Below are 22,706 nucleotides of genomic sequence, written 5' to 3'. Positions count from 1 at the left end.
TGTGGCGTGCGGGGCGGCCGGACGGCCATCAGATACCGAGTTCGGAGTCGATGAGGTCGAACAGGTCGTCGTCGCTGGCCAGTTCGAGGTCGAGGTCGGGATCGCCGCCCGAGCCGGCGCGCATCGTCCGCCACTTGGCGATCAGCACCTCCAGGCGGGACCCGATCTGGTCGTGCAGCTCCGGATCCACAGTGGCCTCGGTCAGCGAGCGCTCCAGGTTCTCCAGGTCCGCGAGGACCGGCGGGACCGCCGGTCCGCTGTCCGGCGCCAGCTCGGACACCAGGTACGTGGCCAGCTCGTTAGGGTCCGGGTAGTCGAAGATCAGCGTGGCCGGCAGGCGCAGGCCGGTGGCCGTGGTCAGCCGGTTGCGCAGCTCGACGGCGGTCAGCGAGTCGAAGCCGATCTGACTGAACGCCCGGCCCGGGGCCACCGCCGCCCGGCTGCCGTGCCCGAGCACGCTCGCCGCCTGCTCGCGTACCAGGTCGACCACCAGGGTGTGGCGCTCAGGCCCGTCGAGCGCCGCCAGCTGGTCGGCGAGCGTACGCCCGCCGCCGGTCGGGGTGGCCGCCCGCGCGGTCGGCCGTTCCCGGCGCAGCAGCCCACGCAGCAGCGCCGGTGGCCGCTCGACCCGCTCGCCGAGCGCGGCGACGTCGATCCTCGTCGGCACCAGCACCGGCTCGGCCAGCCGCAGGCCCGCGTCGAACAGGGCCATCCCCAGCTCGGACGGGATGGCGAGCTGCCCGTCGCGGGCGGTGATCCGGGGATCGGTGCGGTCCAGCTTGGCGGTCATCTCACTGGCCTGCTCCCACAGCCCCCAGGCGAACGACCGGCCCGGCAGCCCCTCGGCGCGGCGGGCCAGGGCGAGCGCGTCGAGGAACGCGTTCGCCGCGGCGTAGTTCGCCTGACCGGGTACGCCGAAGACGCCGGCGCCGGAGGAGAAGAGCACGAACCCGGCGAGGTCGAGGTGACGGGTGAGCTCGTGGAGGTGCCACGCGGCGTCGAGCTTCGGCGCGAAGACCGTGTCGACGCGCTGCGGGGTGAGGGCGGTGACCACCCCGTCGTCGAGCACCCCGGCGAGGTGCACGACGGCGGTCAGCGGGTGCCGATCCGGTACCGCCGCCAGCACCCCGGCGAGGTCGTCCCGGTCGGACACGTCGGCTGCCACCACCGTGGCCTCGGCACCCAGGGCCCGCAGCTCGTCGACCGCCTCGGCCGCACCGGGGGCCCGCTCGCCGCGGCGGCTGACCAGCAGCAGCCGCCGGACGCCGTGCGTCTCGACCAGCCGCCGGGCGACCAGCCGGCCCAGGGTTCCGGTACCTCCGGTCAGCAGCACCGTGCCGTCGGGATCCCACTCCCGGGGCATGGTGAGCACCACCTTGCCGACGTGCCGGGCCTGGCTGACGTGCCGGAACGCCTCCGGTGCCTGGCGGACGTCCCACACCTGGGTGGGCAGCGGGGTGAGTACCCCGCGCTCGAAGAGCTCCAGCAGCACGACGAGCATGCGCTGCACCTCGTCGGGCTCCTCCAAGGTCAGGTCGAAGGCGGTGTAGGCCACCCCCGGGTGGTCGGCGGCGACGCGGTCGGCATCGCGGATGTCGGTCTTGCCCATCTCGACGAACCGCCCGCCGCGCGGCAGCAGCCGCAGCGAGGCGTCGACGAACTCGCGGGCCAGCGAGTCCAGGACGACGTCGACACCCCGGCCGCCGGTGGTGGCGGTGAAGCGGGTCTCGAAGTCGAGGGTCCGGGACGAGGCCAGGTGTTCGTCGTCGAGACCGAGCGCGCGCAGGGCGCCCCACTTGGCGGGACTGGCGGTGGCGTACACCTCGGCCCCGAGGTGGCGGGCGAGCTGCACGGCGGCCATGCCGACGCCACCGGCCGCCGCGTGCACCAGCACCGACTCGCCGCGGGTGAGCCCGGCCAGGTTGACCAGGCCGTGGTAGGCGGTCAGGAAGACCACCGGCACGGAGGCGGCCTCCACATACGACCAGCCGACCGGCATCGGAGCAAGCAGGCGGCGGTCGGTGACCGCGACGGGCCCGAAGCAGCCCACGAAGACCCCGAACACGTGGTCGCCGGGCCGCAGGTCGGTCACCTCGGCGCCCACCTCGACGACCTCGCCGGCGCCCTCGCCGCCGAGCGGTCCCGCGTCGCCAGGGTAGAGGCCGAGTGCGTTGAGCACGTCGCGGAAGTTGAGGCCGGCGGCGCGGACGCGTACCCGGACCTCGCGGGGGCCGAGCGCGGCGTCGGCGGCGTCGGTGGCGACCAGAGTGAGGTTCTCCAGGCTGCCCCGCACCGGCGCGTCCAGCCGCCACGCGGGGGCGGGTGGTGCGGGCAGCTCACCGGCCGACCCGGCCCGCGCCAACCGCGGCACGTACGCCGCGCCGACCCGGATCGCGGCCTGCGGCTCGTCCGCCGCCAGCAGGGCGGCCACCTCATCGGGGCCGATCCCGTCGTGGTCGACGTCGACGACGACGATCTGGCCCGGGTTCTCCGACTGGGCGGAGCGCACCAGACCCCACGCCGCCGCGGCGGCCGGGTCGGTCACCTCGCCGGCGTGGTGCACGGCCACCGCGCCCCGGGTCACCAGCAGCAGCCGCGACGCCGCCCAGCGGGGCTCGGTGAGCCAACGCCGGACCAGGTCGAGGGCCTGTACGGCGGCATGGCGTGCCGCGCGGGCGGCGGGCTGCGCGGGGTCCGCGTCGAGCGGCACGAGCACCGCCGCGGGCAGAGCCAGTCCCGCGTCCACGGCGTCGGCGAGCCCGTCCAACCCATGGTGCAGCGGGAACCCGTCCAGGCCGGGGGCGACGGTCACGGCGTCGACCGGAGTGGCCGACTCGACGGGCAGCAGCGGCGTCCAGTCGACGCGGAACAGGGCGTCGCGGGTGGCGCGGTCGTCGGCGACGGCCAGCTCGGTGGCGGAGATCGGGCGCATCGTCAGGGCGGCCACCTCGGCCACCGGGGCGCCGGTCGGATCGGCGACGGTCAGCGCGATGGCGTGCGGCCCGACCCGGTTCAGCCGTACCCGCAGGGCGGTCGCCCCGGTGGCGTGCAGGCTCACGCCGCTCCAGGCGAACGGCAGCAGGAGCTGGCCGGCCCCGGCCCCGGCGAGCCCGCCGAAGTGCGCGGCGTGCAGGGCGGCGTCGAACAGGGCGGGATGCAGGCCGTACCGGTCGGCGTCGACCCGCTGGGCCGCCGGCAGCTCCACCTCGGCGTAGACCTCATCGCCGCTGGTCCACACCGCGCGCAGGCCCTGGAACGCCGGCCCGTACTCGTACCCGTCGGCTTCCAGGCCGGCGTAGAAACCGGTCAGGTCCACGGGCCGGGTGTCGGGCGGCGGCCAGACGGTGAGCTGCGGAGACACCGCGGGCTGATCGGCGCGGAGGGTGGCGCTGGCGTGCCGGGTCCACGGCTGTCCCGCCGGCGCGTCGGCGGGCCGGGAGTGCACGGTCACCGGGCGGCGTCCGTCGCCGGCGCCCGCGCCGACCACCACCTGCACCTGCGTCGCTCCGCCGGCGGGCAGGGTCAGCGGCGCCTCGATGACCATCTCGTCGAGGAACGGGTGGCCGACCTCGTCGCCGGCGCGCAGGCAGAACTCCACCAGGCCGGTGCCGGGCACCAGCACGCTGCCGGTGACCCGGTGATCGGCCAGCCACGGCTGCGCGTCGGCCGACAGCCGCCCGGTGAACAGGTGGCCCCTCGTCTCGGCCAGCACGACCGACGCGCCGAGCAGCGGATGACCGGCGGTGTCCAGACCGGCGGCGCCGACGTCGCCGGGGCCGGAGATCGGCCGGGGCCAGTAGCGGCGGTGGGCGAACGCGTACGTGGGCAGGTCGACGCGTCGGCCGCCGGCCAGTGCGGGCCGCCAGTCCACCGCGACCCCGGACACGTGGAGCTGGGCCAGGGAGAGCAGGAACCGCTCAAGGCCGCCCTGGTCGCGTTGCACCGAGCCGACCACCACGGCATCGCCGTCGTGGTCGGCGAGGGTCTCCTCGACGCCGACGGTCAGCACCGGGTGCGGGCTGCACTCGACGTACGCGTCGTGGCCCTCGGCGGCCAGCGAGCGGATCGCCCGTTCCAGCTCGACGGGCCGGCGCAGGTTGCGGTACCAGTAGTCGGGCCCCATCTCCTCGCCGTCGAGCCAGCGCAGGTCGGTGGTGGAGAACAGCGGCACGGCGGCCGGACCGGGGGTGATGCCGGCCAGCACCTCGGCCAGCTCGTCGCGGATGCGTTCCACCTGGGCGGAGTGGGAGGCGTAGTCGACGGCGATCCGACGCACCCGGGTCTGCTCGCCGGCCAACTCGGCGAGCAGCTCCTCGACCGCTTCCGGCTCGCCGGACACCACGACGGCGGCCGGCCCGTTCACGGCGGCGACCGAGATCCGCTCGCCGAAACGGGCGATCCGGTCGCGGACCGTGTCGGCGGGCAGCGCGACGGAGGCCATCGCCCCGTGCCCGGCCAGAGCCCGCAGCGCGCGGCTGCGCAGCGCCACCACCCGGGCCGCGTCGGGCAGGGACAGCACCCCCGCGACGCAGGCGGCGGCGATCTCGCCCTGGGAGTGCCCTACCACGGCGGCCGGCTGCACACCGTACGAGCGCCACAGCTCGGCCAGTGACACCATCATCGCGAACAGGGCGGGCTGCACGACGTCGACCTCGTCGAGGCCGGGCGCGCCGGGCGCCTGGCGCAGCACGTCCACCAGCGACCAGTCCAGGTACGGTCGCAGCGCCGCGTCGCAGGCCGCCATGCGTTCGGCGAACACGGGGGCCTGGTCGAGCAGGTCCAACCCCATGCCGAGCCACTGTGCGCCCTGCCCGGGGAAGACGAAGACGCAGCGGCCCGCGGGACGGGCCTCGCCGCGCGTGACCGCCGGGTCGGGCCGGCCCTCGACGAGCGCGTCGAGGGCGTCGGCGGCCCGCTGCGCCGAAGCGACGACCAGCACCGCGCGGGAGTCGAAGGTGCCTCGGGTGGTGGCCAGCGACCAGGCCACGTCGAGGGGCCGCCGGCCGGGCCGGGCGGCGAGGTCCGCCCGCAGCCGGCGCGCCTGGCCGATGAGCGCCTGCGGGGTACGCGCCGACAGCAGCCATGGCAGCGCACGCTCCTGCGGCGGCTCGGATCCGGCGGCCTCCGGCATCGTTTCGCCGACCGACTCGACGATCACGTGGGCGTTGGTGCCGCTGATGCCGAACGACGAGACGCCGGCGCGCACCGGCCGGTCCGCCGCCGGCCAGGGGCGGGCCTCGGTGAGCAGCTCCACCGCGCCCGAGTCCCAGTCGATCCGCGAGCTGCGGCGCTCGGCGTGCAGGGTGCGCGGCAGGACGCCGTGACGCATCGCCATGACCATCTTGAGCACGCCGGCGACGCCGGCCGCGGCCTGGGTGTGCCCGAGGTTGGACTTGACCGAGCCGAGCAGCACCGGCGGTGCGCCGGGCGGACGCTGCCCGTACGTGGCGAGGATCGCCTCGGCCTCGATGGGGTCGCCGAGCGACGTACCGGTGCCGTGGGCCTCCACCACGTCCACCTCGGCGGCGGTCAGCCCGGCGGCGGCGAGCGCGGCCCGGATGACCCGCTCCTGGGACGGCCCGTTCGGAGCGGTCAGCCCGTTGGACGCGCCGTCGGAGTTGACCGCCGAGCCGCGTACGACGGCCAGGACCGGGTGGCCCCGGCGGCGGGCGTCGGAGAGCCGCTCGACCACCAGCATCCCCACGCCCTCGGACATGCCGAAGCCGTCGGCGTCCTCGGCGAACGCCTTGCACCGCCCGTCGGCGGCGAGACCCCGCTGGCGGCTGAAACCGGTCAGCCCGGCCGGGGTGGCCATCACGGACACGCCACCGGCCAGGGCCAGGTCGCAGTCGCCCTGGCGCAGCGCCTGCACGGCCAGGTGCAGCGCCACCAGGGAGGCGGAGCAGGCGGTGTCCACGGTGATGGCTGGTCCCTCCAGCCCGAGCGCGTAGGCGACCCGGCCGGAGAGGACGCTGCCGGCGGTGCCGGTGAGCAGGTGCCCCTCGTCGGCGGTGACCTCGCCGTCGTCGGAGACGACGCCGGGGGCGACCCGGCCGGCGTAGTCCTGCCCGTGGGTGCCGGCGAAGACACCGGTCCGGCTGCCCCGCAGGGTGACCGGGTCGATGCCGCCGCGCTCCAGCGCCTCCCAGGAGGTCTCCAGCAGCAGCCGGTGTTGCGGGTCCATGGCGAGGGCCTCGCGGGGGCTGATGCCGAAGAACTCGGCGTCGAAGTCGGCGATGCCGGTGAGGAACCCACCGGAACGCACGTACGACCGGCCGGGCGTGCCGGGCACCGGGTCGTAGAGGTCGGCCAGCGGCCAGCCCCGGTCGTCGGGCAGGTCGCCGATGACGTCGGCGCCCGCGTCGAGCAGCCGCCACAGCTCCTCCGGGGAGCCGATACCGCCAGGGAAACGGCAGGCCATCGCGACGACGGCGACCGGCTCGTCCAGGGCGACGGTGCTCGCGTCGGTGACCCCGGTGGCCGCGGTGCCGAGCAGCCGGGCGTGCAGGTGCGCGGCGAGCAGCTCGGGAGTGGGGTGGTTGAACACGGCGTGCGGGGCGAGCCGGACACCGGTGACGGCGGTGAGCCGGTTGCTCAGCTCCACGGCCATCAGCGAGTCGAAGCCGAGGTCCTTGAACGGGCGGCGCGGCTCGACCTGCTCGGGGCCGGCGTGCCCGACCACTGTGGCGCACCGGGTACGGACGAGGTCCAGCAGCAACTCGGCGCGCTCGGGCTCGGCGAGTTCGGCCAGCCGGTCGGCGAAGCCCTTAGCGGCGGCGGGCGCGGAGGCGGCGTTGACCGCCCGGCGGGGCGGCGGGGGCAGCAGTGCCCGCAGCAGGGCGGGCACCTCGCCGGAGGTCCGTACGGCAGCCAGGTCGAGCCCGATCGGTACGAGCGCCGGCCGGTCCACGTCCAGGGCGGCGTCGAACAGCGCCAGTCCGGCAGCCGTGTCGAGGGGGCGGGTGCCGCCGCGGGCGAGCCGGGCCAGGTCGGCCGGGCTGAGCCGGCCCGCCATCCCGTCCCGGGCGGCCCACAGCCCCCAGGCCAGGGCGCTGCCCGGCAGGCCCTGGGCACGGCGGTGCGCGGCGAGCGCGTCGAGGAACGCGTTGCCGGCGGCGTAGTTGCCCTGACCGGGGCTGCCGAAGGTGGCGGCGGCCGAGGAGAAGAGCACGAACGCGGCCAGGTCGAGGCCGGCGGTGAGTTCGTGCAGGTGCCAGGCACCGTGCACCTTGGAGCGCAGAGCCCGTGCCCAGCGGGCGGGGTCGAGGTCGGTGATCAGGGCGTCATCGGTGGCCCCGGCTGCGTGCACGACGGCGACGAGCCGGCCGGCCAGTGGGGCGATCACCTCGGCGAGCGCCGCCCGGTCGGCGACGTCGGCCGCGACCACCCGGACTGTGACGCCGGCGTCGGTCAGCGCTGTCGTCCAGTCGCCGGACCGGCCGCTGCGGCTGACGAGCACCAGTTCGGTGACGCCGTGCGCAGTGGCGAGGTGGGTGGCGACCTGCCGGCCGATCCCGCCGGTGCCGCCGGTGACGAGTACGGTGCCACCGGCCAGGGCCGCCCGCGGCGTACCGGCCGGGGTCTGCGCCACGGGGCGGAGGCGGGGCAGCAGCGCACGCCCGTCGCGGACGGCCACCTCGGGTTCGTCCTCGGCGGCGGCCAGCGCCGAGCGGATGGCGGCGTCGTCGGTGGTGTCGAGGCTGAGCAGGAGGAAGCGGTCGGGTTGCTCGGCCTGGGCGACGCGGAGCAGCCCGGCCACCGGGGCGTGCACCGGGTCGCCGTCGCGCAGGGCGAGGGCCAGGCGGGTGGTCTCCGCGCGAGGGTCGGCCAGCCAGGTCTGGAGGACGCCCAGCACGGCGAGGCTCACGGCGTGCGCCCGGTCGGGCACCGGCCGGCCCGGCTCGCCGTCGCCGACCCGCAGCACGAGCAGCGGCGGCAACGGCCCGTCCGGGGGCGTGTCGTCGGCGATCGTCCAGGAGGGCGCCGGGGTCGCCGGGAACGCCGCGGGCAGCCAGTCGACGACATACAGTCCGGCGGGGGTGGCCGCCGTCGTCGGCGGGCCGGCGGGCGGCAGGTCCACCGCCCGCAGCACCACCCGGTCGGCATCGAGCACGGGCCTGCCCGCGTCGTCGACGGCGCTCAGCGTCACCGCGTCCGCCCCGCCGGGGGCCAGGCAGACACGCAGCGCGTGCGCTCCGACGGCGTGGCGGCGCACGCCCGCCCACTCGGTGGGCAGCAGCCGAGCGGTGGGCCCGGCGTCGGCGACGGGCGCGAAGTCGGCGAGCGGGAGCAGGCGCAGCGCCGCCTCCAGCACCAGCGGGTGCACGCCGTACCGCTCGGCGTCCGGGTCGCGGGCGTCCTCCGGCAGGCGTACGTCGACGAAGAGCCGGTCGGCGGTGACCCAGGCGCCCCGGACCAGCTCCCCGGCCAGCGCGCGGTGCTGTGGTGCGCTCAGATCCACCGGCCGGGCCCCGGTGGGCGGCCAGACGGGGGCGAAGGCACCCCGACCGCTCCCCGGGTCGACGGGCGCGAGCACGGCCTCGGCGACCGCACGCCAGGGCAGCCCCTCGCCGGCCCGGACGTGGCAGTGCGCCACCCGGTGTCCGTGCCCGTCCGGCGCGCCGACACCGATCTGCACGTCGAGGGTCGCCTCGGTGGGCAGCGGCACCGGCTCAGGGACGTGCAGCCGCCGCACGCTCGGGGCGCCGAGCTGGTCGCCGAGGTGGGCGAACATGTCCAGCACGGCGGAGGCGGGCAGCAGCGGGGCCGTGCCGTCGCCGGGTGCGGCCAGCCACGGTGAGGTGGCCGTTGACACCTGCCCGGTGCAGACCACCTGCGCGGTGCCGGCGACCGCCAGCAGCCCGCCGAGCAGCGGGTGCCCGACGTCGGCCAGCCCGGCGCCGCCGGGACCGCCGACACCGGTGGGAGCGGGCAGCCAGTAGTGCCGGCGCTGGAAGGCGTACGTGGGCAGGTCGACGCGGCGGTGCGGGCCGGGGCCGGCGAGGACGGCACGGTCCACGGCGACGCCCCGCACGTACAGCCGCGCCACGGCGGCGAGCAGCGCCTCGGCCTCCCCGGCGGTGCCCCGTACGGCGGGGACGAAGGCCAGTTCGTCGGCCTCGGCGACGAGGCAGTCCTGGGCCATGGCGGTGAGTACGCCGGCCGGGCCGATCTCCAGGAAGGTGGTGACGCCTTGCCCGTGCAGGGCCCGTACCCCGTCGTGGAAGCGGACGGTGCCCCGCACGTGCGCCACCCAGTGCTCGGGCGAGCAGAGCCGAGCCGGGTCGACGGGGTGACCGGTCAGGTTGGACACCACCGGCAGGTGCGGGGTGCGGTACGTGAGGCCGGCGGCCACCGCGCGGAACTCGTCGAGCATCGGGTCCATGCGCGGCGAGTGGAACGCGTGCGACACCCGCAGCCGGCTGGTGCGGCGCCCGGCCGCGCGCAGCGTGTCCGCGACGGCCAGCACCGCGTCGGTGTCGCCGGAGAGGACGACGCTGGTGGGGCCGTTGACGGCGGCCAGGCCCACCCGGTCGGTGAGGTACGCGGCGACCTCGGCCTCGTCGGCCTCGACGGCGACCATCGCGCCCCCGGCGGGCAGCTGCTGCATCAGCCGGGCACGGGCGGCGACCAGCGCCGCCGCGTCGGCGAGGGAGAACACCCCGGCGACGTGCGCGGCGGCCAGCTCGCCGACGGAGTGGCCGAGCACCGCATCGGGGCTCACCCCCCAGGACTCCAGGAGGCGGTAGAGCGCCACCTCGAAGGCGAACAGCCCGGGCTGGGTGTACAGGGTCTCGTCGAGCAGGCCAGCCGGTTCGGTGCCCTCGGCGGCGAGGACGACGTCCGCGACGGGGTACGGGGCGTGGCCGGCCAGGCAGCGATCGAGTTCGGCACAGGCGGCGTCGAAGGCGGTGGCGAAGACGGGGTACGCCGCGCACAGCTCGCGGCCCATGCCGGGGCGCTGGCCGCCCTGCCCGCCGAAGAGCAGGCCGAGTCGGCCGTCGACGACCCGGCCGGTCGACACGCTCGGCAGGTCCGGGTCCGGGCCGCGGCGGGCCAGCGCACCGAGCCCCGTCCGGGCGGACTCCGCGTCGCCGACCAGCACCACGGCCCGGTGTTCGAGGGCCGCGCGCGTGGTGGCGAGGGCGTGCCCGACGTCGACCGGGTCGGCGTGCGCCCCCGGCCCGTCGAACCACGCCAGCAAACGGGCCGCCTGACCACGCAGCGCCTCGTCGGAGGCCGCCGAGAGCAGCCACGGCACGGGCGGCCGGACGGTGCCGGGCGACGGCGGCCCGGCGGCGTCCTCGGCGGTGGCCGGCGGGTCGGCGGGCGCCTCGACGATGACGTGCGCGTTGGTGCCGCTGATGCCGAACGACGAGATGCCGGCTCGGCGAGGTCGGCGTACGTCGGGCCACGAGCGGGCCTCGGTGAGCACCTCGACCGCGCCGGCCGACCAGTCCACCTCGGACGTCGGGGCGTCCACGTGCAGGGTGCGCGGCAGCGTCCCGTGCCGCATGGCGAGCACCATCTTGATCACCCCGGCGGCACCGGCGGCGGCCTGGGTGTGGCCGAGGTTGGACTTCAGCGACCCCAGCCGCAGCGGTTCCGCGTCGCCGCGTCCCACTCCGTACGTGGCGAGCAGCGCCTGGGCCTCGATGGGGTCGCCGAGCGACGTGCCGGTGCCGTGGGCCTCGACCACGTCCACGTCGGCGGCGGAGAGCCCGGCCGCCTCCAGCGCCCGGCGGATGACCCGCTCCTGGGCGGGCCCGTTGGGGGCGGTCAGCCCGTTGGACGCGCCGTCGGAGTTGACGGCGGAGCCCCGCAGCACGGCGAGGACGGGGTGCCCGTGCCGGCGGGCGTCGGAGAGCCGTTCCAGCAGCAGCACCGCGACGCCCTCGGACCAGCCGGTGCCGTCGGCGCCGTCGGCGAACGCCTTGCACCGGCCGTCCGGGGCGAGCCCCCGCTGCCGGCTGAACTCCACGAACGCCTGCGGGGTGCCCATCACCGCCACGCCGCCGGCCACGGCGAGGGAGCAGTCCCCGGCGCGCAGAGCCTGGGCCGCCAGGTGCAGCGCCACCAGCGACGAGGAGCACGCCGTGTCGACGGTGACCGCCGGCCCCTCCAGCCCCAGCGCGTAGGCGACCCGGCCGGAGACGACGCTGCCGGCGGTGCCGACGCCGAGGTAGCCCTCAGTGCCGGGCGGCGCCTGGCGCAGGTTCGCGGCGTAGTCGTGGTGCATGACGCCGGTGAAGACGCCCGTGGCGCTGCCACGCAGCGAGGTGGGGTCGATGCCGGCCCGCTCGAACAGCTCCCAGGCGGTCTCCAGCAGCAGCCGCTGCTGCGGGTCCATGGCGAGCGCCTCGCGCGGGCTGATCGCGAACAGGGTGGCGTCGAACTCCGCGGCGCCGGTGAGGAAGCCACCGACCCGGGCGTACGAGGTGCCGGGGCGGTCGGGGTCGTCGGAGAAGAGGTTCGCCAGGTCCCAGCCCCGGTCCGTGGGGAACTCCGTGAGTCCTTCCCGGCCCTGGTCGACCAGATCCCACAGCTCCTCGGGGGAGGCGACGCCGCCGGGGAGCCGGCAGGCCATGGCCACGACGACCACCGGGTCGTCCCCCGTGGACGGCACCGCCGCCGGGTCCGTCGTGGGAGCGGCCTGCGCGGCGGCACCTCGCAGGCGGGCGGCGAGGTGCCGGGCGAGGGCCTGCGGGCTGGGCCGGTCGAACGCGACAGTGGCGGAGAGCCGTACCCCGGTGGCCCGGGCCAGCCGGTCGCGCAGGGCGACCGCGGCGACCGAGGTGAAGCCGAGTTCCTTGAACGCGCGGCCGGGGCGGACCGCGGCCGGGCCGGGCAGCCCGGCCACCTGGGCGGTGGCGGTGCGGACCAGGTCGAGCAGGAGACGGTCCCCCTCGGCGGTGGTGAGCCCGGCCAGCCGGCGGCGCAGCTCGGCGGCGTCCCGGTCGTCCGTGGCGTCGCCGGGCTCCGCGACGGGCCCACGCCAGGCCGGGTGGGCGGCGTCGACGTGGCCCGCCGGGCGGGCGAGCACGACCAGGTCGTTGCCGTCGTGGGCCACGTCGAACGCGGCGAGGTCGGCGCGCACGGCCGCCGGCACGGTGCCCGCTCCGGGTCCGGTCGCCGCCGGGACGCCGGGCAACGACCCGCCCTCGGCGGGCCCGGTCGTGCCGACGAGCCGGGCCGGATGACCGGCGGCCCGACGGCGGGCGACCAGGGCGTGCAGGGCCCCGACGGCCGAGGCGGCCCGCTCCCGGCCCGCGGCGCCCAGCAGCAGGGCGGACGGCACGAGGACGGTGAACGTCGCCCCCGGGTGCCGGCTCGCCGAGTCCAGCCTCGCGGCGAGCCGGAGCAGCCGGGCGGCGCCCTCGACGTCGGCCAGGTCGTCGCCGCACGGGCCGAGGAAGACCGCGCCGAACGCCTCGTCGCCCACCCGCTCGGCGGGCAGCACGACGGCTTCCGCACCGGTAGCGGTGAGTTCGGCGGCCAGGTCCGCCACGGCCGGGGCGGGCGTCGCGCCGGTGGACAGCAGCCGCAGCCGGCGGACGCGGTGCGCGGCGACGAGGTGCCGGGCCAGCGCGGCGCCGGTCGGTCCGTCGGCACCGATGACCAGCACCGGGCGCTCCGGGTCGGCCACGGTCGCCGGCCGTGCCGGCGCGGTCGCCGGTGCGGGCACGAGGGCCGCGTGCCGGGCTGCCCCGCCCCGCAGGGCGACCTGCGCGGCACCAGCGTCCACGACGGCGGGCAGCAGGGCGAGCGAGCGGGCCGAAGCGTCGTGGTCGACCAGCACGATCCGGTCCGGGTATGCGGCCTGCAGGCTGCGCCCGACCGCCCAGACGGCACCGGCCGCCGGATCCGCCCCGTCGCTGGCCGGGCCGGTCAAGAGCACCAGCCGGGTGCCGGCGAAGCCGTCGTCGTCGAGCCAGCCACGCAGCCGGCCGGCGAGATCCGCCGCGTCGGCGTCGGCCGGCCCGGCCAGCAGCACCGTCACGTCGGGGGCGTCGGGGGCCGCCCGCAGGGTGACCAGGTCCCGGTGGGCACGGAACCGCTCCCCCGGCGACGCCGCGCGCAGCGGCTCCACCAGCGGCTCGCTCCCGGCGCCGACAAGCGCCCAGCGGCGGGCCGGGCCGGCGGCGTCCTGCGCGGCCGCCGGAACGGGCGCCGCCACCTGCGGTACGGCGGCCAGGTCCAGCGGTAGCCAGGCGAGCAGGCTGAGCGCCTCGTGGTGGCTGCCGTTGACCGCCCGCAGCCGCGCCGGCCCGTCGGACAGGAGCCGGCGGGTGACCTTGCCGGACGGGGTGCGGGGCACCTGCCCGATCTCGTACAGCGCTTCGGGAACCTTGTGGTAGCTGAGCCTCTCCCGGCAGGCTGCGAACCCCACGGCGGGGTCGAAGCCCTCCGGCCCCGGCACCACGAACGCCACCGGCACCTCGCCGAGCACCTCATGCGGCCGGCCGGTCACCGCCACGTCGGCGACGCCGGGCACCGCGCGCAGCACCTCCTCCACCTCGGCCGGGTGGATCTTCTCCCCGCCCCGGATGATCAGCTCCTGGTGGCGGCCGGTGACGAAGATGTTGCCGTCGGCGTCGCGGCGGGCCAGGTCGCCGGTGCGGTACCAGCCGTCGCGCAGGGCGGCGGCGGTGACCGCCGGCAGGTTGTGGTAGCCGAGCATGACGCTCGGACCGCTGACCCAGACCTCCCCCTCGGCGCCGGTCGGCACGTCCAGACCCGTCTGCGGGCTGACCAGGCGCACCTCGACGCCAGGCACCGCGCGCCCACAGGAGCCCTCGACCCGGGGCTGCTCCGGCCGGGTGACGGCGATCGAGCCGCAGGTCTCCGTGCTGCCGTACGCGTCGAGCAGCGGCGCGTCGAAGACCTCGTCGAACGCCCGCCGCAGCGCGCCGGTGGTGATCGCCCCGCCGACCAGGCAGACCCGCAGGGCCGGGGCGCGGAAGCCGGTCTCCCGGGCGGCGGTGACCAGGTGGTGGTACATGGCCGGTACACCGGCGAGCACTGTGGCCTCGTCCTCGTCGACCGCGCGCAGCACGTCGTCGGCGGAGAAGCCGTCGATGAGCCGGGCCGTGGCCCCGACCGCCGTCACGCTGAGCACGCACCCGATGTGGGAGAGGCTGTGGAACAGCGGCAGTGGCCAGACCACCCGGTCGGCGGCGGTGAGCCCGGGGATCGGCACGTAGCAGGCGGCGACCGACCAGAGGCAGGTGCGCTGGGTGGAGAGCACACCCTTGGGCCGGCCGGTGGTGCCGGAGGTGTAGAGCATCCAGGCCACCTCGTCGAGGCCCAGATCGTCGCGGGCGCCCACGGCCGGCTCGGTATCGACCAGGTCGCGCCAGGCGACGACCTCGTCCGGAACCGGGCTGTCCCCGGTGACCACGATCCGCAGGGCCGGCCGGGAGGTACGCAGCCGCAGCATCTGGTCGAGGTGGCGCGGGTCGGTGACCACCAGCACCGCACCGGAGTCGTCCAGCAGATGGGCCAGTTCCGCGTCGGTGCTGTGCGGGTTCACCGGCACGCCGACCGCGGCGGCCCGCGTGACGGCCAGCCAGGTCTCCACCGTCTCCACGCGGTTGCCGAGGCAGAAGGCCACCCGGTCGCCCCGGGCGACCCCGGCCGCCGCCAGGTGACCGGCCAGCCGACGGGTCCGCGCCGCCAGGTCGGCGTATCCGACCGCCCGGCGGTCGTCGCGGAATGCGACCTTGTTCCCCAACCTGGCGGCGTGCGCCTCGATCAGATCGGACAACGGCTGGATCAGGTCGCTCCGAAGCATGTCACCACATCCATCCGTCGGCGAGACTCCTCATCCGCGGCGTAGACCTCGCTCGCCGTAGCGGCCCAAGTCTTCCGAGCACCCTGCCGACGTCCTACCCCTGTCACCCCCTAAGTCGTCCCCAGTTCGGAGCGCCGATCGGGTGGTGGAGCGGGCCTGCGGGCCGATGATGGGGCGACCCCGCAGACCGTCGAGTCCCGTGCTCCACCCGCCCGTCAGCCGAGGTGCCGTCGTTGGAACGCTGCTGGTTGTTCGCCCGTTCGGCCGTACCGGCCGACGGCTGCCCGGGCACGCGGCTGACCGAGCTGGTCGGCACCGTCCTGACCGGTCTGGTCGCCGCCGCCCGCCGGGCCGATCCCGGCATGAACTGGTTCTTCGACCCGGAGGGCTCCCCCGCCGAGCGTCTGAGCCTCGGCTTCCATGCCGTCCCCGCCGCGCTCGACGCGGTACGGGCGGGGCTGCTCGCGTACGACCCGGGAGCGTCCCTCGCCAGCGACCGGCGCGTCGTGCGCGACCCCGCCCGGGGCGGCCCGCTCGCGTTCGCGGGCAGCGAACTGGCCCTCACCCTGCTCGGCGGGGACGTGCCCTGGCTGGCCGGCGGCGAGCTGCCGCTGGCCGTGGCGCACCTGCGACACCTGACCGGGCTGATGCCGGCGGCCGACCGCCTGGCGTTCCTCTTCCTGCACTGGCAGGAGCGCAGCCAGCGGCTCACCGGCGCACAGCGGCGGGACCTGGCCGCGCAGGCCGACGACGGGGCGGAGAAGATCGTCCTGTCGGCCGGTGACCTACCGCTGGGCGGGGATGTGGCAGTGGCGTGGCAGCGCTACCTGGACCGGGTGACCGACGTGGTGGGCCACGACCACCCGACCGCGCCGTCCGGTTTCCTGCTGGCGCACCACGCGCAGCTCACCCACGATCGGTGGGGCATCCGGCCGGAGGTCGACTCGCTGGCCGCGCTGGCGCTGCGCCTGTCGATGGTGCGGGGCCGCCCGGCCGCGACCGCGCCGGTCCGCGTTCCGCAGAGGAGGCAGCAACCACATGCACACGCCGGTACCTGACCGTCCCGCCGCCGGCGAGCCGGCCCACGTCGAGGTGGCGCTCGGGGAACGGTCGTACCCGGTGCTGATCGGTCCCGGCGTGCGCCACCGGCTCCCGGCGGAGGTGGCGCGGACCGGCGCCCGACGGGTCGTGGTGGTCTCGGCCCGGCCACCGGAGTGGACGCCCGACCCGGGCGTGCCGCACCGGGTGGTGCCGGCCCGCGACGGCGAGCACGACAAGAACCTGACCACTGTGGAACAGCTCTGCCGAGCGTTCGCCGAGTTCGGGCTGACCCGGACGGACGCGGTGGTCTCCTGCGGCGGCGGCACCACCACGGACGTGGTCGGGCTGGCCGCCGGTCTCTACCACCGGGGCGTCCCGGTGATCCACTTGCCGACCTCGCTGCTGGCCCAGGTGGACGCCAGCGTCGGTGGGAAGACCGCCGTCAACCTTCCGGAGGGCAAGAACCTCGTGGGCGTGTACTGGCAGCCCCGGGCTGTGCTCTGCGACACCGAGCACCTGGGGACGCTGCCGCAGCGGGAGTGGCGCAACGGGTACGGGGAGATCGCCCGGGCGCACTTCATCGGCGCCGGCGATCTGCGTGACCGGCCGGTGGCGGAGCAGATCGCCGCGTCAGTGGCGTTGAAGGCCCGGGTGGTGGCCGCGGACGAGCGGGACTCCGGCCTGCGGCACATCCTCAACTACGGCCACACGCTCGGGCACGCGTTGGAGCGGGCCACCGACTTCGGCCTGCGCCACGGCGAGGCGGTCGGCGTCGGCACCGTCTTCGCGGGCCGGCTGGCCGGCGTCCTCGGCCGGGTACCGGCCGAGCGGGTGGCCGAGCACCACGACGTGGTGGCGGGCTACGGACTCGACACCACGCTGCCCACCGGCGTCGACCACGACGAGCTGATCGCGCTGATGCGCCGGGACAAGAAGGCCACCTCGGGCCTGTCCTTCGTCCTGGACGGACCGGGCGGAGTCGAGCTGGTCACCCACGTCCCCGAGGTCGCTGTGCGTACCGCACTCGCCGGCATGTGAGGCCGGCACCGCCCGGTGCCCGTTCGCCGGCCGGCGCCGCGGGGCAGCCGGGCCGGCGAACGGATGACGAGCCGCCGGAGCCGAGCCCCGGATCGGCGCGTCAGCTACCCAGGGCCCGCTGGATCTGCGCCACCAGCACGCCGCAGGCGTACCGGTCCGCGGCCCCGACCATGCCGACAATGGTCGCCGGCAGCGGGCCGTTGTCCGTCTCCGCCGGGTCGTGGTGCATGAACACGACGAACTGCCCCCGGTCGATGAACGGTGCGAGGATCGGTTCGGCGTCGACGCCGGGGGCCAGTGAGAAGAACGTGGTCATGGCGCATGGATGCTGGTCCAGCAGCGAACTGCGGTGCAGCAGCGAGGTGGTGGCCCCGCTGACCCGGAAGTTCGGGTCGATGACCCGCAGGGCGCCGTCGCGGCCGATCCCGGCGTCGAAGGAGCAGTAGCCCCGGTACCCGAGCTCACTGGCCTTCCGGACCCCTACGGTCAGCGCTTCGACCAGCTCCTCCGGGGGCTGGTCGTCGTCCATCACACAACCGACCCACGTCGAGGTGGGCTGCGGCAGGTGTACGGACGAACCGAAGTAGTGCACCGCTCCGCTGTCGGTCACGCCGAACTGGATACCCCAGATGGTCTGGAAGGGCACCTCCTCTTCGACGATCCACTGCTCGCTCACCTGTTCCAACTGGTTGAACAGGGAACGGTTCCGCCGGTCCCGCAACCGACGGGTGAAGATCGCAATTCCGCTGGACACCTCGACCCCGGCCGGTTTGATGACCGCCGGCCGGCGGTCGCGCGCCACGATACGGCGCACTTCGGCGGGGGTGGCGACCTGCCGGCGGGGCAGGTACTCCGGCGCGACCAGAGTCTCCAGCACGGTCTTGTTGTTGAGGCGGGCGAGCAGATCCGCGGGCACCCGGGCGCGAGCGGCCCGCAGTCGCGGGTCATGCGGAGGAAACTGGAACTCCAGCATCTCGCCCCGCTCGACGGCTTCCCGCGCGTACCGCACCGCCTGCGCGCCGGAACGGAATTCCCGCAGGTCGCTGGGCGTCTTCAGACCACTCCGGCTGAGCAGACGCAGCGACTTGTCCGCGCTGGAGCCGGTGCTGCAGATCGCCGCCGACTGGTGCGGAAGGGTCAGGTGCAGACCCGTGATCATGTCCAGGCCGTTGTAGAGAGCGGCGCCCGCGCCGGCGAGATAGGGGCTGTCGGCGGTGGCCGACGGGTCGGGCGGCCGGGCCAGGACCACCCCGTCGTGTGCGAACACCTGTACCTGGATGGGCACCTGCATTTAGTCTCCTGACATGCCGGCCCGGTGCGGGCCTCGGGGTGGCGGTGAAACCGGTGCGCCACGGCCACGAACAGCGGAGAACGTGGCCGAAGGGGTGGGCTCCCGGTCCTGATCCGGCCGCTCGGCCGCGAGAGCCGGGCGTGCCGCGTGCACCGACCGGACGGTCGTGAGCTGGACCGGCCGGGAAGCCGGCTGGCTTATGGCCAGCGTTGCGGCGGCGAGGTGCACACCGCCGGTCAGCGGCTGAGTTTCCAGCCCCCGACAGGCGTCATGATCGAAAGATCATAGTCACTATGCATTGCCCCGGGATGGGCCAGACAGGCGAACGCGAACGGCTCTTTCGCCGCCGAGGCCGCCGATACTCCTAGCGGGGCCATCGACTCGGGCTGACCGAAAAGCTGTTCTTCAGAAGGGCTGGAGTCGCCGGACGGCGCTGTCGCAGCCCGCGCTGTCGAGTGCCCGGATCCGGACGGCCACGCCCCCTGCCAGCTCACATCGCCGGACCGGCCTCGACGCGGCCGGCGGGCATCGCCGACACGTCCCAGGCCTGCCCGGGGAGGAGATCTCCGGCTGATGCGCTAGGGGTCGACGTGCCGATCTCTAGGGGTGTACGCCACTCCACAGCGCTTCGTATGGTCGGGCCCCATCGGCTCGTCGTTCCCACTCTCAGCGCACCGGATCGGGTGGCCCGCGAGCGGTGCCGCCCGTCAACGCGCCTCGCGCCAACCCCGCCGTCCGGCGTGCGGCATCCCGGCTGACCGATCGTCGCGGCCCTGCGCCTTTCGGTCGTCCCCTTTCGATCGGAGGTTGAGCTGTTGTCTGTCGGGTTCGATGGCGCCCAGGCCGCGGACGGCGCGGTTGCTCTGGAGCTCGTGGGGGACCTGCGGAGGCCGGCGGTGTGGCCCGCGCGGGCGGCCTCGGTGCACCGGGTGCTGCCCGCCTGGCCGTCGCGCGTGACACCGGCCGGGCACGTCGTGGTGGCGGGGCTCGTGGCGGTCCTGGCCCGCTGGACCGGCCAGGACGAGGTGGTGCTCGGGCTGGCCCCGGCCGGCGGGGTGGTGGCGCGGGTGGACGTCTCGGGCGACCCGGGATTCGGGGAGTTGGCGGCGCGGGTGGGACTGGCGTGGACGGCGCCGGTGGCGGTTCCGAACCGGCCGGACCCGGTGGCGGTGGAGTTGGCCGACGGCCCGGTGGCGGAGACGGGACCGGCCGCGGTGGACGTCGACATGGTGGTACGCGTGGCGGCGGACGGGTCCGTGCTGCGGGTGGACTACGCGGTGGAGGGATTCTCCGCGCAGTTCGTACAGGGACTCGTGGATCAGGTCGTCGTGCTCGTCTCCGCCGGGACGGCGGCGCCGCAGGTAGCCCTGTCGAGGTTGCCGTTGCTGGACGCCGCGGAACGGGAGCGGTTGCTGACGTGGGGACGCGGCCCGGTGCGGGAGATCCCGGGTGAGCCGATCCACGAGCTCGTGCTGGGCTGGGCGCAACGGTCGCCGGAGGCGGTGGCGGGTGTCGCGGGTGACGAGGTGCTGACGTACGGGGAACTGGATCGCCGGTCAGGACTGCTGGCGGCGTACCTGCGGTCGGTGGGTGTCCGTGCCGGTGACGTGGTGTCCGTGGCGCTGGAGCGCGGGTTGTGGTCGCTGGTGGCCGCGATGGGCGTGCTGCGGGCGGGTGCCGCGTACACGCCGATGGACGTGTCGTGGCCCGCGGAGCGGATGCGGGTGCTGCTGGCCGACCACGGCGCGCGGGTGGTGTTGACGGTCGGTGCGGTAGCGCCCCGGATCCCCGCCGGGGACGGGGTCACGGTGGTGGCGCTGGACGACGGCTGGCCTGCGGTACCGGCCGGTGCGGCGACGGATCTGCCTGTGGTGCCGGTGGACGCTCCGGCGTTCGTCATCTACACGTCGGGTTCGACAGGCACGCCGAAGGGCGTGGTGCTGTCGCACGAGAGGCTGACGAACTTCCTGGCGTGGATGACCGACGAGTGCGCCATCGGCCCCGGCAGCCGGATGCTGCACTCGGCGGCACCGGTCTTCGACGCCGCGTTCGGGGAGATGTTCGCCGCGCTCACCGGCGGGGGTTGCGTCGTCGTGTGCCCGCGCGACGATCTGCTCGACGCGCGCCGGCTCACCGACCTGGTCAACAGCCACGGCGTCACGCACACGTTCGGCCCGGCCACCAACATCGCCCCGCTCGACCCGGCCGCCTGTCCCGGCCTCCGCTGCATCATCTTCGGCGGCGAGGCCGTCCCGCCGCGGTTGGCCCAGCGGTGGCTGACGGCGGGCACGCGGGTGGTCAACGCGTACGGGCCGGCCGAGATCGCCGTGGCGTGCACCTGGTTCGACGCGTCGGCCGGGTGGGGTGGCGCGTACGTACCGATCGGCTGGCCGATGCCGAACCGGCAGGTCCGCGTCGTCGACGCGAACCTCGACCTCATGCCGGCCGGGGTTCCCGGGGAGATCCTGATCGCCGGCTTCGGCGTCGCCGACGGTTACCTCAACCGTCCCGAACTGACCGCCCAGCGGTTCGTCACCGACCCGTACGGCGGCGGGCTCGCCTACCGCAGCGGCGACCTGGGGAGATGGAACAGCGCCGGCGCACTGGAGATCCTCGGCCGGATGGACCACCAGGTGAAGGTCAACGGCATCCGCATCGAGCTGGGCGAGATCGAGAGCATCCTCGCCCAGCACCCGGAGGTGGAGACCGCCGTCGTCGTCCGCCGCGAGGACCGGGGCGTGGCCCGACTCGTCGCGTACGTCACCGGGCGCGACGGCCGCACCCCGGCCACCGGCGACCTGCGCGACCACGCCGCGGCCCACCTGCCCAGCTACATGGTCCCCGCCGCCGTCGTCACCCTCGACCGCTTCCCCCTCGGCGGCACCGGCAAGATCGACCGGAATGCCCTTCCCGCACCCGGCGCCCAACGCCCCGACCTCGGCGTGCCGTACGTCGAGCCGGCCACCGAGGGCGAGCGCCTCGTCGCGGAGGTGTTCGCGAGCGTGCTCGGCATCGAGCGGGTCGGCGCCCGCGACAGCTTCTTCCACCTCGGCGGCACGTCGTTGCAGTCCGCAGCCGTCGCCACAGGCATCGACGAGGCCGCCGACGTGGTCGTGCCCGTCTCGCAGATCCACCGCACCCCCACCCCGCACGAGCTGGCCCGGTGGCTCGCCACCGCCCCCCGCCGTACGGACACCGGCTCGACCGCCGGACAGACCCGGCAGCGCCCGGGACCGGTCCCGCTCGCGCAGCAGGTGGCGAAGTGCCTGATGTCGCCGCTGGAGGTCGTCGTCCCGGTCACCTGGTGGATCGAGGGTGAGCTGGACCTACGGGCCCTGATGGCCGCCCTCGGCGACCTACACCACCGCCACCAGGCCCTGCACGCCCGCTACCGGCGCACCGACCCACCAACAGCAATCATCCCACCCAACCCCGGCATGCCCCAGCTACGGCTACTCGCCGACGCCACCACCGAACACGACGCCCTCGACCAACTCGCCGAAGCAGTACAGCAACCACTCGACTACACCCAGGGCCGCAACTGGCGCGCCGCCCTGATCCGAAACAAAACCACCAACCGAATCCTGTTCGGCATCGGCATCCACCACATCGCCTTCGACGGCTGGTCATACGGACTACTCGTACGAGACCTCAGCCACGCCTACACCGCACGACAAGCCGGCCACACACCCACCTGGAAACACCCCGCACCCACACTGCACCAGTCCTACGACGAATACACCCGCCTACGCGACGCCGCCGACCTGCAAACCCAACGAACCTACTGGCGCGAACAACTACGCGACCTGCCCCGCCAAGGCACGGGCCCGGCCACCGCGCCCCTGGAACAGGCCCTCGCCTGGGGACCGAAGGCGGGCCACACCGTCACCGTCACCCCCGAGGTGCTCGACCGCTGGGACCGGGCCGCCCGCGACCACCGCTTCAGCCGCTCCAGCTACTTCGTGGCGGCCTTCGCCTCGGCGCTGCGCGCCATCCATCAGCAGGACGACATCGCCCTGCTGATGGTGGTGGCCAAGCGCGGCAGCCGCGTCCTCGACTCCGCGTTCACCACCCGGCTCAACCTCAACTGCGTGCGGGTGCGCTTCGACGGGCCGCAGGACGACAAGCTGGTCCTGCGGGTCGACGAGACGATCCGCGATCTCATGCGGGCCCAGGACGTTCCCTTCGCGGAGACCGCCGACGATCCCGCCGCCGGGCTCTCCGGCGAGGTGGTCGCGAGCCTGCCGACGTTCGTGTTCCAGGACAACGTGGTGGTGCCGCTGGAGCTGCCCGGCTGCCGGGCCGAGGAGGTCGTCGACCCGTACGCCCGGGAGGTGCCCAACGGGCTCACGGTCGAGGTGCTGCCCCGCGTCGACCATGCTCTCCTGCGCGTCACCATCCGCACCGACTACCTGCCGTACAGCTTCGCCGAGGAGCTGAACCATCACATGCTGCGCTTCCTCGAAGACGGGCCGGCGGGTACACCCACCGCCGGCTGACCGTCCGCCTTTGCGTACCGGACCGCTCGTCGTCGCGTGGCAC

At 75.3% G+C, this 22,706-nt stretch carries 5 protein-coding genes; 3 read left to right on the top strand and 2 right to left on the bottom strand.

Annotation, left to right across the window (positions count from 1 at the left end):
- Window positions 1–28: 28 nt before the first annotated feature.
- A complete protein-coding gene (locus tag FB455_RS31070; protein ID WP_145755650.1) occupies window positions 29–14,794 on the bottom strand; it encodes a type I polyketide synthase in 14,766 nt (4,921 codons plus the stop codon).
- Between the two features lie 224 nt (window positions 14,795–15,018).
- On the opposite strand from FB455_RS31070, the gene FB455_RS31065 reads away from it, so the two are divergent.
- Together FB455_RS31065 and FB455_RS31060 are read left to right on the top strand one after the other, a co-directional pair.
- On the top strand, window positions 15,019–15,852 hold the full coding sequence (locus FB455_RS31065; protein WP_240322336.1) for a hypothetical protein: 834 nt from the start codon (window positions 15,019–15,021) through the stop codon (window positions 15,850–15,852).
- Window positions 15,833–16,873 (top strand): 3-dehydroquinate synthase, encoded by a 1,041-nt coding sequence (locus FB455_RS31060; RefSeq protein WP_145755649.1) that lies wholly within the window; start codon window positions 15,833–15,835, stop codon window positions 16,871–16,873. Before FB455_RS31065 ends, FB455_RS31060 begins: the two co-directional genes overlap by 20 nt.
- A gap of 100 nt (window positions 16,874–16,973) precedes the next feature.
- Here FB455_RS31060 and FB455_RS31055 read toward each other — a convergent pair whose 3' ends face one another.
- On the bottom strand, window positions 16,974–18,164 hold the full coding sequence (locus tag FB455_RS31055; RefSeq protein ID WP_145755648.1) for an ATP-grasp domain-containing protein: 1,191 nt from the start codon (window positions 18,162–18,164) through the stop codon (window positions 16,974–16,976).
- A gap of 896 nt (window positions 18,165–19,060) precedes the next feature.
- Between FB455_RS31055 and FB455_RS31050 the strand changes: the two genes are divergently transcribed.
- Window positions 19,061–22,663 carry a non-ribosomal peptide synthetase gene (locus FB455_RS31050; RefSeq protein WP_486481621.1) on the top strand — a complete coding sequence of 1,201 codons (3,603 nt, stop codon included), beginning with the start codon at window positions 19,061–19,063 and terminating at the stop codon, window positions 22,661–22,663.
- Window positions 22,664–22,706 lie beyond the last annotated feature (43 nt).

Source organism: Micromonospora sp. CNZ296 (assembly GCF_007827635.1).
Note: the sequence above shows the minus strand (reverse complement) of the source record. Positions and strands in the feature narration are given on the sequence as shown.